The organism is Azoarcus olearius (genome assembly GCF_001682385.1).
Classification (GTDB): domain Bacteria; phylum Pseudomonadota; class Gammaproteobacteria; order Burkholderiales; family Rhodocyclaceae; genus Azoarcus; species Azoarcus olearius.
Genome location: NZ_CP016210.1, coordinates 1,275,640 through 1,289,360, shown reverse-complemented (window position 1 = coordinate 1,289,360; position 13,721 = coordinate 1,275,640). Strand labels below are relative to the sequence as shown.

Here is a 13,721-nt window from a genome sequence, read left to right as displayed (position 1 = left end):
AGGCAGGGCATGGCGTGCGCGGTCATGGCGACGGGCTCCGGAGCAGTAAGGGATGGCCCCAGCGTGCCGCCGCGCCACCACCCGCGCTAGCCGAAACCCGCAGTGCTGCTATCCGCTTTCGGCAGCACGCGGGGCGGTGTTCCAGGCCCGGCTCAGTGGCGCGCCGCGCCGGTGTCGCGCGGCAGTTCGCCGAAGCGTTCGCGGTAGTAGGCGGAGAAGCGGCCGAGGTGGCCGAAGCCGTATTCGAGCGCGACCTCGGTGACGCTGGCGAAGGGGTCGGCCAGCAGGCGTGCGCGCGCCGCATCCAGCCTTACATGCCGCAGCAGCACCATTGGCGCCACGCCACGGTAGCGGTGACACAGGATGTTGAGCGTGCGCGCACTGACGCCGGCCGCCTTGGCAAGGTCGGCGAGCGAAATCGGCGCGAACAGCCGGCTGCGCATGTAGTCCTCCACCGCGTCCAGCTTGCGCTCGGCCAGCCGCGACGATGCCGTCAACTCGATCACCGCCTCGGCCGGCCCCGCGTCGTCGTCCAGGTCGCGCCCGACGGCAGCAGGCTGATGCGCGAGCAGGAACAAGGCCACCGTCTGCTCGAACTGATTGAGCCAGCCGGGGTGCAGGCCGGCTTCGCCCGGCGCGGGCAGCAGGTTCAGCAGTTGCTGCACCAGCGCGCGCCACTGCAGGTTGAACCCGCGCTCGATCACGAAGGCAGGTTCCAGGCCGACGCCGCAATCACTCGCGTCGTCCGGGCAGCGGCTACGTATACAGGTATGGCAGGACACCTGTCGCAGCAGCTCGAACGGCACCTTCAGCAGCAGCTGCTCGCAGCCAGGCTGCCACACCAGACGGATCTGCCGGCGCGGCGCCACCACCGCGGCTTCGCCCTGCGCCACCGTGAGCCGCACCCCGTCGCATTCGATCTCCGCCGCACCACGAAGGGGCATCTGCACCAGCGCGAAGTCCTTGAACGGTTCGGGCCGCACCTCTACCTCGGCACCGTAGCGCAGCGCCAGCAGGCTCATGCGATTGACGTCGGCGCGGAACAGCGCGGTATCGACGCTGCCGCGCCGCCATTCCAGATCGTGCTCCGAAAGCTCCCGGCTGAGCTGGGCATGTGAAGTCACCGCCGAGCGGGACTGGAACACGCAGTTGCGATAGACCTTGGACAGGTCCAGGTTCGCCGAAGGATGCATGTGCGCCTCTCTGTGGCTACGCCCTTTCCGCGCGGCGGTTCTACCGCGAGGCAAAAGGTGCGCTTATTTATTTATAAGTAAAACTTACACTTCTATACCTTCCTTCCGCAATCGATTTAGCGACCCGGAAAGACCACGCCGCCTTTCCAAGCAAGCACCGCACCATCCACCTTTGGACCTATTCCAGGAACGCCGCCGGCCCCTGACCTGTGCGGCGCAACAGCCCGTACCCCACTTTTCGTTTCACAACGCTGATTTGCATTTTGTATCGTGGAACGACTTTTTCAAAACGATGATTTTACGGAAGAAAATTTTTTCTTATATCTTATATAAGACATATTGCTGCTACGCAGGATGGTCCCTATACTGCCCTTCAACCGACGCAGCTTTCTCCCTCGAAGCGATGTCGGCAGTGCAGTCGAAGGTCGCCGGGGCTCACCACCCGGCGACGCAGGTTGAAACCGAATAGCCACTTCTCAAAAGGACGCATCATGACCCTGACCCGCGAACAGCAAATCGCCGCCCTGGAAAAGGATTGGGCCGAAAACCCCCGTTGGAAAGGCATCAAGCGCGGCTACTCCGCCGCCGACGTGGTGCGCCTGCGTGGCTCCCTGCCGATCGAATACACGCTGGCCAAGCGCGGCGCGGAAACCCTGTGGGCCAAGGTCAACGGCGGCGCCAAGAAGGGCTATGTGAACGCCTTCGGCGCGATCACCGCCGGTCAGGCGATGCAGCAGGCCAAGGCCGGCCTCGAGGCCGTGTATCTGTCCGGCTGGCAGGTCGCCGCCGACGGCAACACCTCCGAAACCATGTACCCGGACCAGTCGCTGTACGCCTACGACTCGGTGCCGACCATGGTTCGCCGCATCAACAACACCTTCAAGCGCGCTGACGAAATCCAGTGGTCGCGTGGCATCGAGCCGGGCTCCAAGGAATTCATCGACTACTTCCTGCCCATCGTGGCGGACGCTGAAGCCGGTTTCGGCGGCGTGCTGAACGCCTTCGAACTGATGAAGAACATGATCGCCGCCGGCGCCGCCGGGGTGCACTTCGAAGACCAGCTGGCCGCCGTGAAGAAGTGTGGCCACATGGGCGGCAAGGTGCTGGTGCCGACCCAGGAAGCGATCGAGAAGCTGATCTCGGCCCGTTTCGCCGCCGACGTGATGGGTGTCTCCACCCTGATCCTGGCCCGTACCGACGCGGAAGCCGCCAACCTGATCACCTCCGACCACGACGCCAACGACAAGCCCTTCCTGACCGGCGAGCGCACGCAAGAAGGCTTCTACCGCGTCAAGAACGGTCTGGAACAGGCCATCTCCCGCGGTGTCGCCTACGCCCCGTACGCCGACCTGGTGTGGTGCGAAACCGGCACGCCGGACCTCGGCTTCGCCCGTGAATTCGCGCAGGCCGTGCATGCCGCCTGCCCGGGCAAGCTGCTGTCCTACAACTGCTCGCCGTCCTTCAACTGGAAGAAGAACCTCGACGACGCCACCATCGCCAAGTTCCAGGACGAGCTGTCCGCTCTGGGCTACAAGTACCAGTTCATCACCCTGGCCGGCATCCACGTCAATTGGTACAACACCTTCAAGTTCGCCCACGCCTACGCTCGTGGCGAAGGCATGAAGCACTACGTGGAAATGGTTCAGGAGCCGGAATTCGCCGCTCGCGAACAGGGCTACACCTTCGTGTCGCACCAGCAGGAAGTGGGCGCCGGCTACTTCGACGACGTCACCACCGTGATCCAGGGCGGTTCGTCCTCGGTGAAGGCGCTGACCGGTTCGACCGAAGAAGAGCAGTTCCACTAAGACACGCAGCACAACAATTTGCGGCAATTGGAGCGCCTCCCCGCGCTCCAGTCCTTTCGGCCCTCGCCTTCACTGGCGAGGGCTTTTTTGCGTCCGGCCGCCGGGTCGCAACAGTGCTGCCGCCCACGCAGCCGCATGGTCCGCACGCGCACTGGTCGGACCGGTTTGACCAGCCCACGTCCGCCCCGGATAATCCGTCGATCTCGCGGGAGAGCGAGGCCCTGCGCCCAGCGCGCCGGCCTCCGCCGAAGGCGCAAACTCCCATAATCGCTCAGGCACACCGAACCGCGAGAAACCGTTAGCCGTCTGGAGAGCGATCGGGCGCTGAACCCTCAGCGTCTGCGATCCACCGAAGGGGCAGGCGCCGCAAGGGCGCTGAAACTCTCAGGTAACAGGACAGGGGGAGAGGCATAACAGCGCAACAGGCTGCCGCAGCTGCGGCCGACCTGGCTGCGCCCGGCCTTTTCGAGGAAGCCCTGTCATGTGTTCATCCCTTTGCCGCCCGGTCGGCAGTTCCCGCCCATGTTCCCGCGCCGCCGCGCCCATCCTGCGGGGAGTGGCCTCATGCTGACCACCATCTACCTCATCGCGATCACCGCCGAAGCGATGTCCGGCGCGCTCGCCGCGGGCCGCCGCAGCATGGACATCTTCGGCGTCGCGGTCATCGCCTTCGTCACCGCGCTCGGCGGCGGCACCATCCGCGACATGATTCTCGGCCACTTCCCGATTGGCTGGACGCAACATCCGGAGTACGTCTATCTGGTGATCTCCGCCGGCCTGCTCACCACGCTGGTGGCGCGCTACATGCACCATCTGAAGACCGTGTTCCTGGTGCTCGACGCAATGGGCCTGATCGCCTTCTCGCTGATCGGCTGCGGCGTCGCGCTGGAGATGGGCTACGCCACGCCGGTGGTGATCATGTCCGGCATGATCACCGGCATCTTCGGCGGCATCCTGCGCGACGTGCTGTGCAACCAGGTGCCGGTGGTGTTCCGCCACGAGTTGTACGCCAGCGTGTCGCTCGCGGTGTGCGCGCTCTACCTCGCGCTGCACCACTTCGCCGTGCCCGAGCAGATCAACATCGCCGCGAGCTTCGCCGCCGGCCTCACGCTGCGGCTGCTGGCCATCTGGCGCGGCTGGCGGCTGCCGACGTTTTCGTACCGGGAGCGCTGGGAGTAAGGACCTGCGCCCTCTCCTCCGAGAGGGAGGAGCAAACCCCGTCCGCCTGCTATCCTTGCGCCCGATCCGAACCCGGCTGCACCAGGCACCACATGACGAGCAAGACCTACGACGAATCCTCCTTCCGCGTCCTCAAGGGACTGGAGCCGGTGCGCGAGCGCCCCGGCATGTACACCCGCACCGACTCGCCGGCGCACATCATCCAGGAGGTGATCGACAACGCCGCCGACGAGGCGCTCGGCGGCTTCGCGAAGAAGATCCACGTCACCCTGCACCTCGACGGCTCGGTCACCGTGGCCGACGACGGCCGCGGCATTCCGGTCGGCCTGCATCCCGAGGAAGGGGTGCCGGTGGTGGTGCTCGCCTACACCCGGCTGCACGCCGGCGGCAAGTTCGACAAGCGCGAAGGCAACGGCGCCTACGCCTTCTCCGGCGGCCTGCACGGCGTCGGTGTGGCGGTGACGAATGCGCTCTCCACCCGTGTCGAGGTCGAGGTCAAGCGCGACGGCAAGATCCACCGCATCGACTTCAGCGACGGCGGCGAGAACATCGGTGCGGTGCGCATCGAAGGCGATTGCGGCCGCCAGACCGGCACCCGGGTGCGGGTCTGGCCCGATCCGAAGTACTTCGAGGCGCCGCGCGTGCCGATGAACGAACTCGAACGCCTGCTGCGCAGCAAGGCCGTGCTGCTGTCCGGCGTGTCGGTCCGGCTGGATATCGAGCAGGCGGCCGGTCCGGCGCTGACCAAGACCTGGAGCTACCCGGAAGGCCTCGCCGGCTACCTCAAGGAGCTTGCCGGAGACGTCGAGCCCGTGGCGCCGATCTTCACCGCCGAAAAGTACGCCGGCAAGGACGACGCCAGCTTCGCCCCCGGCGAAGGCGCGGCCTGGGCGCTGGCCTGGTTCGAATCGGCGGTGCCGAGCGAATCCTATGTGAACCTGATTCCCACGGTGAATGGCGGCACCCACGAGTCCGGCCTGCGCGCCGGCGTGTTCGAGGCGGTGAAGTCCTTCATCGAGCACCACACGCTGCTGCCGCGCGGCGTCAAGCTGCAGCAGGAAGACGTCTGCGGCCGCATGAGCTTCCTGCTCTCGGCCCGCCTGCTCGATCCCCAGTTCCAGGGGCAGGTGAAGGAAAAACTCAACTCGCGCGAGGCGGTGAAGCTGGTTTCCACCCAGTTGCGCGACCCGTTCGAAATCTGGCTCAACAACCACGTCGAGGCCGGCAAGGCCATCGCCGAACTGTCGATCAAGCAGGCGCTGGCGCGGCAGAAGAACGCGCAGAAGGTCGAGAAGAAAAAGACCTCCGGCGTCGCGGTGCTGCCCGGCAAGCTGTCCGACTGCGAATCCGAGGACATCGCCGAGAACGAGCTCTTCCTGGTCGAGGGCGACTCCGCCGGCGGCTCCGCCAAGATGGCGCGCAACAAGGAGACCCAGGCCATCCTGCCGCTGCGCGGCAAGGTGCAGAACGCCTGGGAGATCGACCCCGACCGCCTGCTCGCCAACGCCGAGATCCACGACATCGCGGTGGCGCTCGGTGTCGATGCCCACCGCGCCGACAGCAGCCCGGACCTCTCCGGCCTGCGCTACGGCAAGATCGTCATCATGTCCGACGCCGACGTCGACGGCTCGCACATCCAGACCCTGCTGCTCACGCTGTTCTTCCGCCATTTCCCCAAACTCATCGAGAACGGCCACATCTACGTCGCGCAGCCGCCGCTGTACCGGGTGGACGTGCCGGCGCAGGGCAAGAAGCGCCCGGCGCGCCGCCTCTATGCGCTGGACGACGGCGAACTCGCAGCGATCCGCGACCGCCTCGCGCAGGAAGGCTTCAAGCCGGACGCGATCGAGATCGGCCGCTTCAAGGGCCTGGGCGAGATGAACCCCGACCAGCTGCGCGAAACCACCATGGACCCCGCCACCCGCCGCGTGCTGCCGGTGCAGGTGCGCGCGGAAGCCATCGAGCAGACGCTGAAGATGTTCACGCTGCTGATGGGCAAGGGCGAAGCGTCCGGCCGGCGCGCGTGGATGGAAGAAAAGGGCGATACCGTCGAAGCCGACGTCTGACCGGCGCGGTCACGCGCCGCCACAGGGCGGCGCTTGCCGGCGATCGGGCGCTTTCCTATAACGGCAGCAGCCCCTCGCCCTCGGCCGCCTGCCATGACGGACCCCACGCCGCTTTCCCCTCGTAGCCCGCGCGCGGTACTGATCGACCTCGCCGGCGTGCTCTACGTGGGGACCTCCGCCATCCCGGGCTCGGTGGCCGCGCTGCAGCGCCTGCGCGCGGCCGGCCTGCCGCTGCGCTTTCTGACCAACAGCACGCGCATGCCGCGCGAGCCGATCGCCGCCCGGTTGCGCGCGATGGGCTTCACGCTGCAGGCCGATGAAATCCAGACCGCCGCCCACGCCGCCCTCAACCTGGTGCGGCGCCGCGGGCTGCATCCGCGCTACCTGGTTCATCCCGACTTGCGCGACGAAGTCGGCCCCGACGCCGAGCGCCCCGACGCGGTGGTGATGGGCGACATGGGCCCCTTCCTCGATTACGCGCAGCTCAACGCCGCGTTCCGCCTGCTGATGGATGGCCATCCGCTGATCGCGATGGCGCGCAACCGCTACTTCATGGATGCGGACGGCCTGTCGCTGGACATGGGCGCCTTCGTGACCGGGCTGGAGTTCTGCAGCGGCACCCGCGCCGAGATCGTCGGCAAGCCGGCCCCGGGCTTCTTCCACGACGCAGTCGCCGAACTCGGCGTGAAACCGGAGGACACGGTGCTGATCGGCGATGACCTCCATGACGACGTCGGCGCCGCGCGCGCCGCCGGGCTGCGCGCGGTGCTGGTCCGCACCGGCAAGTTCCGGGCGGGTGACGACGCCCACCCGCAGGTGCGCCCCGATCTCGTCGCCGACGACTTCTCCGCCGCGGTGGACCACCTGCTCGCCCACGGCTGAAGCGGAACGCCAACCACGCTGCCCCGGCGGAATGCTCCTTGCTTTACCGGGCGGATCAGCTTTCCGGACTTTGCGCCATGGCCCGCCCCACGCCCAAGGAAAACCTCGTCGATTTCGGCCCGTTGCCGGCCCACGTCAATGCGCTGCTGCAGGAAGGCGTCGGCTGTCATCGCAGCGACCCGCCGCGCGCCCGCGCGCTGTTCCGCCACGCCATCGAGATTTCGCCCGGCGCCCTGCCCGCCTACCGCTGCCTGCTCAAGCTGCAGAACCAGCAGCGCGAGTTCGACGAGGCCCTGTCGGTGGCGATGGAGGGCCTGGCCGAAGCCGCGCATCAGGCGCGCGTCAACCAGGACTGGCGCGATTGGACGCTGGCCGAGGTGGGCGACGACAAGCGCCGCACCGTGCCGCAACGCTTCCTGCTGCTGTTCCTGAAGGCGATGGCCTTCATCGAACTGCGCCGCGGCAACAACGACATCTCGCGCAATCTCGTCGCCAAGCTCAAGGAACTCGACCCCGAGGACGGCTGCGGCCATTCGGTGATCTCCGCGATGCTCGACGACGTGGATGATGACGCCGAGACCGAAACCGACTGAGCTTCGCCGCTGATGCCACCGCTCCCGGCGCGGTGGCAAAGCCGACAAGCCCGGCATGCGCGTCGCATCTCCGACGGCATGCGGCCCTGCGTGCGCTCGCGGAACGGCGCGCGAACGGGGTAAGATCGGCGCCTTCCGCGCGCCCGCCGGCTCCCGCCGCGCCCGCGCGCCAGCCTCTGCAATCCGGTTCCGACTCCCCATGAGCAACGACACTCCCGACCTGTTCGGCGAAAACGCCGCCGCGCCTGCGGCGCCCGAGCCCGCCGCGGCGACCGCGGCGGCCGCAGCCGCCCCGCCCGCCGATACGCCTCCGCCCCCGCCCGCGCCGCCGGTGCTGATGCCCGGCAGCGACGGCGCACTGCCGCTCGACCTCTACGCCGAGCGCGCCTACCTCGCCTACGCGATGAGCGTGGTGAAGTCGCGCGCCCTGCCGCAGGTGGAAGACGGCATGAAGCCGGTGCAGCGCCGCATCCTCTACGCGATGAACGAGATGCGCCTCAACGCCACCGCCAAGCACGTGAAATCCGCGCGCGTGGTCGGCGACGTGATTGGCAAGTACCACCCGCATGGTGATTCCAGCGTGTACGACGCGATGGTGCGGGTGGCGCAGGACTTCTCGCTGCGCTATCCGCTAGTCGACGGCCAGGGCAACTTCGGCTCGCGCGACGGCGACTCCGCCGCAGCGATGCGTTACACCGAATGCCGGCTGACGCCGATCGCCGAACTGCTGCTGTCGGAGATCGACCGCGGCACGGTGGACTTCGTCCCCAACTACGACGGCGCCTTCGAAGAGCCGCAGCTGCTGCCCGCGCGCCTGCCCTTCGTGCTGCTGAACGGCGCCTCCGGCATCGCGGTCGGCATGGCCACCGAGATTCCGCCGCATAACCTGCGCGAAGTCGCCGAAGCGACCTGCCATCTGATCCGCCACCCCGAGGCCGGGCTGGACGACATCCTGCCGCTGCTGCCCGGCCCCGATTTCCCCGGCGGCGGCCAGCTGATCTCCTCGCCCGAGGCGATCCGCGACGCCTACGCAGGCGGCCGCGGCAGCCTGCGCATGCGCGCACGCTGGCGCATCGAGGAACTCGCCCGCGGCCAGTGGCGGGTAATCGTCGAGGAGCTGCCGCACGGCGTTTCCGCCGCGCAGGTGCTGTCCGAGATCGAAACCCTGACCAACCCGCAGCCGCGCGCCGGCAAGAAGGAAGTCAGTCAGGAACAGAAGCAGTTGAAGCAGCTGGTGCTCGGCGTGCTCGACACCGTGCGCGACGAATCCAGCGACAAGGCGCCGGTGCGCATCGTGCTGGAGCCCAAGTCCAGCCGCCAGAGCCGCGACGAGTTCATGGCGGTGCTGCTCGCCCACACCAGCCTCGAGACTTCCGTTTCGGTCAACATGACGATGATCGGCCGCGACGGCCGGCCGCAGCAGAAGAACCTGGTGCAGATCCTGCGCGAGTGGATCGACTTCCGCTACGTCACCGTCGAGCGCCGCACCCGCCATCGCCTGGACGAAGTCGATCGCCGCATCCACATCCTCGAAGGCCGCATGATCGCCTTCCTGCACATCGAGGACGTGATCCGCGTGATCCGCGAATCGGACGAACCCAAGCCGGCGCTGATCGCGGCCTTCGGGCTGTCCGACGTGCAGGCCGAGGACATCCTCGAAATCCGCCTGCGCCAGCTCGCCCGCCTCGAAGGCTTCAAGATCGAGAAGGAACTGAACGAGCTGAAGGAAGAGCGCGAAGGCCTGCAGCACGTGCTGGACAACCGCAGCGCGATGACGCGGCTGATCCTCAAGGAGATCGGCGAGGACACCAAGAAGTACGGCGACGACCGCCGCACGCTGATCGAGACCGTGGCGCCGATCGCCAGCGCCGAGATCAGCGTCGCCGACGAGCCGGTCACCGTGATCCTGTCCAAGAACGGCTGGATCCGCTCGCGCCAGGGCCACGGCCTGGATGCGGCGGCGATCAGCTACAAGGCCGGCGACTTCGCCTTCGCGCTGCTGGAAACGCGCACCACCTGGCCGCTGATCGTGATCGACACCCACGGCCGCGCCTACACCGTCAAGGTGTCCGACCTGCCGGGCGGGCGCGGCGACGGCGTTCCGCTCGCGACGCTGGTGGAATTCCAGGACGGCGGCAAGCCGGCCCAGGTGGTCAGCGACGAACCCGCCACCAACTGGTTCTTCGCCAATTCGGGCGGCTACGGCTTCCTGTGCTCGGTGGCCGACGCCACCAGCCGCCAGCGCGCCGGCAAGGCCTTCATGGCGCTGGAGAAAGGCGAGAAGGTGCTGGCGCCGGCCAAGGTGTTCGGCGAATGGATCGCCGCCGCCTCGGAGAACGGCCGCATCCTGGTCTTCCCGCGTGCCGAGATGAAGACCCAGAGCGGCGGCCGCGGCGTCATCGTGATGGCGCTGGACGAGGGCGAGGCGCTGTCGGCGGTGGCGGTGCCGGCGGACGACGCGGTGCTGACGATCGAGGGCGCCGGCCGCGGCGGCAAGACCACCACGGTGGAACTGAAGCCCGCCCAGCGCGAGGGCCTGCGCCATCGCCGCGCGCGCAAGGGCGCGCCGCTGACGCCGAAGGTGAAGCCGGAACGGATGCGCTGAGCGCGGCCAGAACGGCCGGATCGCCGCTTCAATAACAAAACGGCGCGGAGAACATCCCGCGCCGTTTTTTCTTGCCGCCCTGGCGGCGTTCAGGCCAAGCTCGTTGCCTCGCCTTGGAGTTCAGGCCCGCGCCTTCCAGAACTGCCACCAGCGCCGGCTCGTCATCGCCGCATGCGCTTCCACCATCCACTCCGGCCGCGAACCGTGGGCGATGAAGTAGGCGCCGAACTGCTTGTCGACATCGCAGATATGGCGGATCAGCCAAGTCCGCAGGAAGTGCAGCAGTTCGAAGGTGATCGACGCCTCGCCGCCATCGAGCTTGGCCTGCAGCGCGCGGATCTGGTCGATCAGCGCCTCGTGGTAGCTGCGGTGCGACTCGTAGTCGGGATAGTTCGATTCGCGCATCAGGCGTTCTTCGATGGCGAAATGGGTGCGGGTGTATTCCGCCAGTTCGTCGAGCGTGCGCCGCACCTGCTTGGACGCCTTGTGGCTGCGGATGGCGTCGTGCAACTGGTTGATCAGGGCGACGAGTTCAAGATGTTGCTCGTCGATGTCGGCGACGCCCACGTTGTAGTCGTCGTTCCATTCGAACAGTTCGGCCATGCGCTTCCCCACCATCCGTTGTCTTTGCGATGGCGCGAGTATGTAACCCGCCGCGCAGCGCGATCTTGACCACGGTCAACGGCGTTGTCCGCCCTATGCCGGAAGACCTACTGCGAGGGCGGCGCCTGGTCGGGCAGGATGGAACGGATGGGGTCGTCCGCGCCGATCCGTCCGGGCGCGGCCGGCGCCATTTCGCCCACCCGCGATTCGATCATGATCGTGACCCGGCGGTTGCGCGCCCGTCCCGCGTCGGTGTCGTTGCCGGCCACCGGGCGCTGGTCCGCGTAACCCGCGGCGGTGAGTCGTTCGGCGCGCACGCCGGACTCGATGAAAAGCCGCACCACCGACGACGCACGCACCGCCGACAGCTCCCAGTTGGACGGGAAGCGCAGATTGCTGATCGGAATGTTGTCGGTATGACCTTCGATAGTGATCGGAAACTCCGCTCCCGCCAGCACCTGCGCGACCGCCCGCAGCGCGGACACCGCGGGCGCACCGAGCGTGGCCTCGCCCGGGGCGAACAGGACGCTGGCGTTGATTTCCACCGCGATGCCGAAGGCGCCCTCGGAAATGCTGACCTGCCCGTCCTGCGTCAGCGGCGCCAGCACGCGCCGGATCTCCTCGGCCATATTGCGCATCCGCTGCGCGGTCTGCTGGCGCTTCGCCTCTTCCTCCGGCGAACGCGTGGAGGCGGCGGGCGCCGGGGCGGCCGGCGACATCACGCTGACCGGCGGCAGCACGATCTGCTGTCCGCTTTCGTTGATGTTGATGCTGCGAAAGGCCTGCACCAGGGAATCGGACAACACCCGGTACTTACCCTCATTGATCGACGACAGCGAATACATGACGACGAAGAAGGCGAACAGCAGCGTGATGAAGTCGGCATAGGACACGAGCCAGCGCTCGTGATTCTCGTGCTCGTCTTCAAGTTTGCGGCGGCGTGGCATCGGGGGCTCCGGGGCCGCGTCCCCGCCCGGCGGTCGGACGGGGCGACCGCCTCGCGGGTGCGGGTGGCGGCCAGGCGGCGTGCGGGTTCAGTTGGGGCATTCTACGGAAAAAGCGCGCCATCCTTTAGCGGCGCCGGCGCGCGCCGCTAGGGGTTTTCCCTCTAAAGGCCGCGTCCGCTCTGTCGTTACAGTGCAGACCACGCACCCCGACTGGATTCATCATGGACTTCATCTTCAACAGCGTGCGCAACAAGCTGCTGCTGATCTGCGGTGGCGGCACCGCGCTTGTGCTGCTCGCAGCCGGTGTGGGCCTTTTCCTGCAATACCGCAGCATCGACGACCTCACGAGCGGCCGGCTGGCGGAGCTTCAGCAACTGCGCGCCACCACGCTCGAGAGCAAGGTGGATTACTACGACCAGTTGCTGGCGTGGAAAAACACCCTGCTGCGGATCACCGACGCCGGTGCGCAGGAAGCGCACTGGAAAACCTTCCGCACGCTGGAACAGCAGGTGGAGGGCAAGGTCGCCGCGCTCAAGGGCGTGGACGCCGCGGAAGTACGCCAGCTCGCCGAACAGTTCAGCGCCGAACACCTTGCGCTCGGCGCGCACTACCAGCAGGCCCTGAACGACTACAAGGTCGATTTCAACATCTACGACCTTGAACAGAACGTGCGCGACAGCGACGCCGCTTCCGACGCGTTGCTCGACCGCCTGGTCGAAGCGATGGTGCGCCATATCGACAACCAGACCGACGCGATCCAGCGCAGCTCGCAGCGCGCGATCTCGCTCAGCGTGGCGCTGATGGCGGTGGCCTGCGCGCTCGCGTTCGGCATTTTCCTGTGGCTGCTGCGGCAGCAGGTCACGCGGCCGGCGGAAGAACTGGAAGCCAGCCTGCACCGGCTGGCGCGCGGCGACTTCAGCGCCCCGATCGTCGCCCACACGCGCGACGAGATCGGCCGCATCGCTACCAGCGCCGAATCCATCCGGCGCGACCTCGGCGCGCTCATCCAGCAGGTGGCACGCTCGATCCAGCAGGTGGATGACGCCGCGGGCGGCATGGCGCACGAAACCCGCGGCGTCGCCGACGCCACCGCCGGCACCGCCGATGTGGCGGCCTCGACCGCCGCGACGCTGGACGAGGTCACCGCCTCGATCCAGGCGATCAGCGACAACGCCGGCCGCGTCAGCGCGCTATCGCGTTCGGGCCGCGACGAGGCCCGCGCCGCCGAAGCGCGGCTGGCCGCGCTGGCCGCCTCGGTGGATGAATCGACCAGCGTGATGAACGCAGTCACCGAAACCGCCCGCGCCTTCATCCAGAACGCCGAGAAGATCACCGCGATGACCCAGCAGGTGCGCGAGATCGCCGACCAGACCAACCTGCTCGCGCTGAACGCCGCGATCGAGGCGGCGCGCGCCGGCGAACAGGGCCGCGGCTTCGCAGTGGTGGCGGACGAGGTGCGCAAGCTCGCCGAGAAGTCGGGCCATTCCGCGAGCGCGATCGACGCCATCACCTCCACGCTGGGCGAGCAGGCCCACGCGCTGGAACAGGCCTTGAACCACGGCCTGCAGGCGCTGGAATCCAGCCGCGACAGCATGGCCGGCACCTCCGCCGCGGTCGGCGCGGCGAGCCAGTCGTCCAGCCGCGCGGCCGAAGAGGTCGAACAGATCAGCCAGGCGGTACGCGAGCAAAGCGCAGCGAGCACGCAGATCGCGCAGCAGGTGGAGCGTATCGCTCAGATGGTGGAAGACAGCCACGGCGCCCTCGGTCGCATGGCGGACACCGCGGACCGGCTGCATCGGCTGGCCGACGAGCTGAAAGGGTCGATCGACAGCTTCCGGCTATAGGTGC

10 protein-coding genes and 1 riboswitch are annotated in these 13,721 nt (G+C 67.6%); of the genes, 7 read left to right on the top strand and 3 right to left on the bottom strand.

Annotated features, from left to right (window positions below):
* Nucleotides 1–152 precede the first annotated feature (152 nt).
* Complete coding sequence (locus tag dqs_RS06050) at nucleotides 153–1,193, bottom strand: AraC family transcriptional regulator (RefSeq protein ID WP_011764852.1); 1,041 nt, start codon at nucleotides 1,191–1,193, stop codon at nucleotides 153–155.
* 491 nt (nucleotides 1,194–1,684) lie between these two features.
* Here dqs_RS06050 and aceA point away from each other — a divergent pair, with 491 nt between their 5' ends.
* The 6 genes from aceA (at nucleotide 1,685) to parC (ending at nucleotide 10,323) form a co-directional block, all read left to right on the top strand.
* Entirely contained in the window at nucleotides 1,685–2,998 is a 1,314-nt protein-coding gene (gene aceA, locus dqs_RS06045; RefSeq protein ID WP_011764851.1) for an isocitrate lyase, read from the top strand.
* A 196-nt stretch (nucleotides 2,999–3,194) separates the two neighbouring features.
* A riboswitch (glycine riboswitch) is annotated at nucleotides 3,195–3,296 on the top strand.
* 266 nt (nucleotides 3,297–3,562) lie between these two features.
* Nucleotides 3,563–4,177 (top strand): trimeric intracellular cation channel family protein, encoded by a 615-nt coding sequence (locus dqs_RS06040; protein WP_011764850.1) that lies wholly within the window; start codon nucleotides 3,563–3,565, stop codon nucleotides 4,175–4,177.
* A gap of 92 nt (nucleotides 4,178–4,269) precedes the next feature.
* Nucleotides 4,270–6,243, top strand: coding sequence for a DNA topoisomerase IV subunit B (locus tag dqs_RS06035; protein ID WP_011764849.1), 1,974 nt, complete (start codon nucleotides 4,270–4,272; stop codon nucleotides 6,241–6,243).
* Nucleotides 6,244–6,336: 93 nt separating this feature from the next.
* Nucleotides 6,337–7,125, top strand: a complete 789-nt coding sequence (locus dqs_RS06030) for a TIGR01458 family HAD-type hydrolase (protein WP_065339935.1) — start codon at nucleotides 6,337–6,339, stop codon at nucleotides 7,123–7,125.
* Between the two features lie 77 nt (nucleotides 7,126–7,202).
* Nucleotides 7,203–7,718 (top strand): tetratricopeptide repeat protein, encoded by a 516-nt coding sequence (locus tag dqs_RS06025; RefSeq protein WP_065339934.1) that lies wholly within the window; start codon nucleotides 7,203–7,205, stop codon nucleotides 7,716–7,718.
* A 199-nt stretch (nucleotides 7,719–7,917) separates the two neighbouring features.
* Nucleotides 7,918–10,323: a DNA topoisomerase IV subunit A gene (gene parC / locus dqs_RS06020; protein WP_065339933.1), complete on the top strand. Its 2,406-nt coding sequence runs from the start codon at nucleotides 7,918–7,920 to the stop codon at nucleotides 10,321–10,323.
* A 120-nt stretch (nucleotides 10,324–10,443) separates the two neighbouring features.
* Here parC and dqs_RS06015 read toward each other — a convergent pair whose 3' ends face one another.
* A complete protein-coding gene (locus dqs_RS06015) occupies nucleotides 10,444–10,926 on the bottom strand; it encodes a bacteriohemerythrin (protein WP_011764845.1) in 483 nt (160 codons plus the stop codon).
* A gap of 107 nt (nucleotides 10,927–11,033) precedes the next feature.
* Nucleotides 11,034–11,873: a flagellar motor protein MotD gene (gene motD / locus dqs_RS06010; RefSeq protein WP_011764844.1), complete on the bottom strand. Its 840-nt coding sequence runs from the start codon at nucleotides 11,871–11,873 to the stop codon at nucleotides 11,034–11,036.
* Nucleotides 11,874–12,094: 221 nt separating this feature from the next.
* Here motD and dqs_RS06005 point away from each other — a divergent pair, with 221 nt between their 5' ends.
* Nucleotides 12,095–13,717: a methyl-accepting chemotaxis protein gene (locus dqs_RS06005; RefSeq protein WP_050976101.1), complete on the top strand. Its 1,623-nt coding sequence runs from the start codon at nucleotides 12,095–12,097 to the stop codon at nucleotides 13,715–13,717.
* Nucleotides 13,718–13,721: the final 4 nt, after the last annotated feature.

Coding starts and splice junctions, on each gene's coding strand:
- dqs_RS06005 (WP_050976101.1), top strand. CDS start 12,095: ATGGACTTCATCTTCAACAGCGTGCGCAACAAGCTGCTGCTGATCTGC.
- dqs_RS06050 (WP_011764852.1), bottom strand. CDS start 1,193: ATGCATCCTTCGGCGAACCTGGACCTGTCCAAGGTCTATCGCAACTGC.
- dqs_RS06015 (WP_011764845.1), bottom strand. CDS start 10,926: ATGGCCGAACTGTTCGAATGGAACGACGACTACAACGTGGGCGTCGCC.
- dqs_RS06040 (WP_011764850.1), top strand. CDS start 3,563: ATGCTGACCACCATCTACCTCATCGCGATCACCGCCGAAGCGATGTCC.
- motD (WP_011764844.1), bottom strand. CDS start 11,873: ATGCCACGCCGCCGCAAACTTGAAGACGAGCACGAGAATCACGAGCGC.
- aceA (WP_011764851.1), top strand. CDS start 1,685: ATGACCCTGACCCGCGAACAGCAAATCGCCGCCCTGGAAAAGGATTGG.
- dqs_RS06035 (WP_011764849.1), top strand. CDS start 4,270: ATGACGAGCAAGACCTACGACGAATCCTCCTTCCGCGTCCTCAAGGGA.
- dqs_RS06030 (WP_065339935.1), top strand. CDS start 6,337: ATGACGGACCCCACGCCGCTTTCCCCTCGTAGCCCGCGCGCGGTACTG.
- dqs_RS06025 (WP_065339934.1), top strand. CDS start 7,203: ATGGCCCGCCCCACGCCCAAGGAAAACCTCGTCGATTTCGGCCCGTTG.
- parC (WP_065339933.1), top strand. CDS start 7,918: ATGAGCAACGACACTCCCGACCTGTTCGGCGAAAACGCCGCCGCGCCT.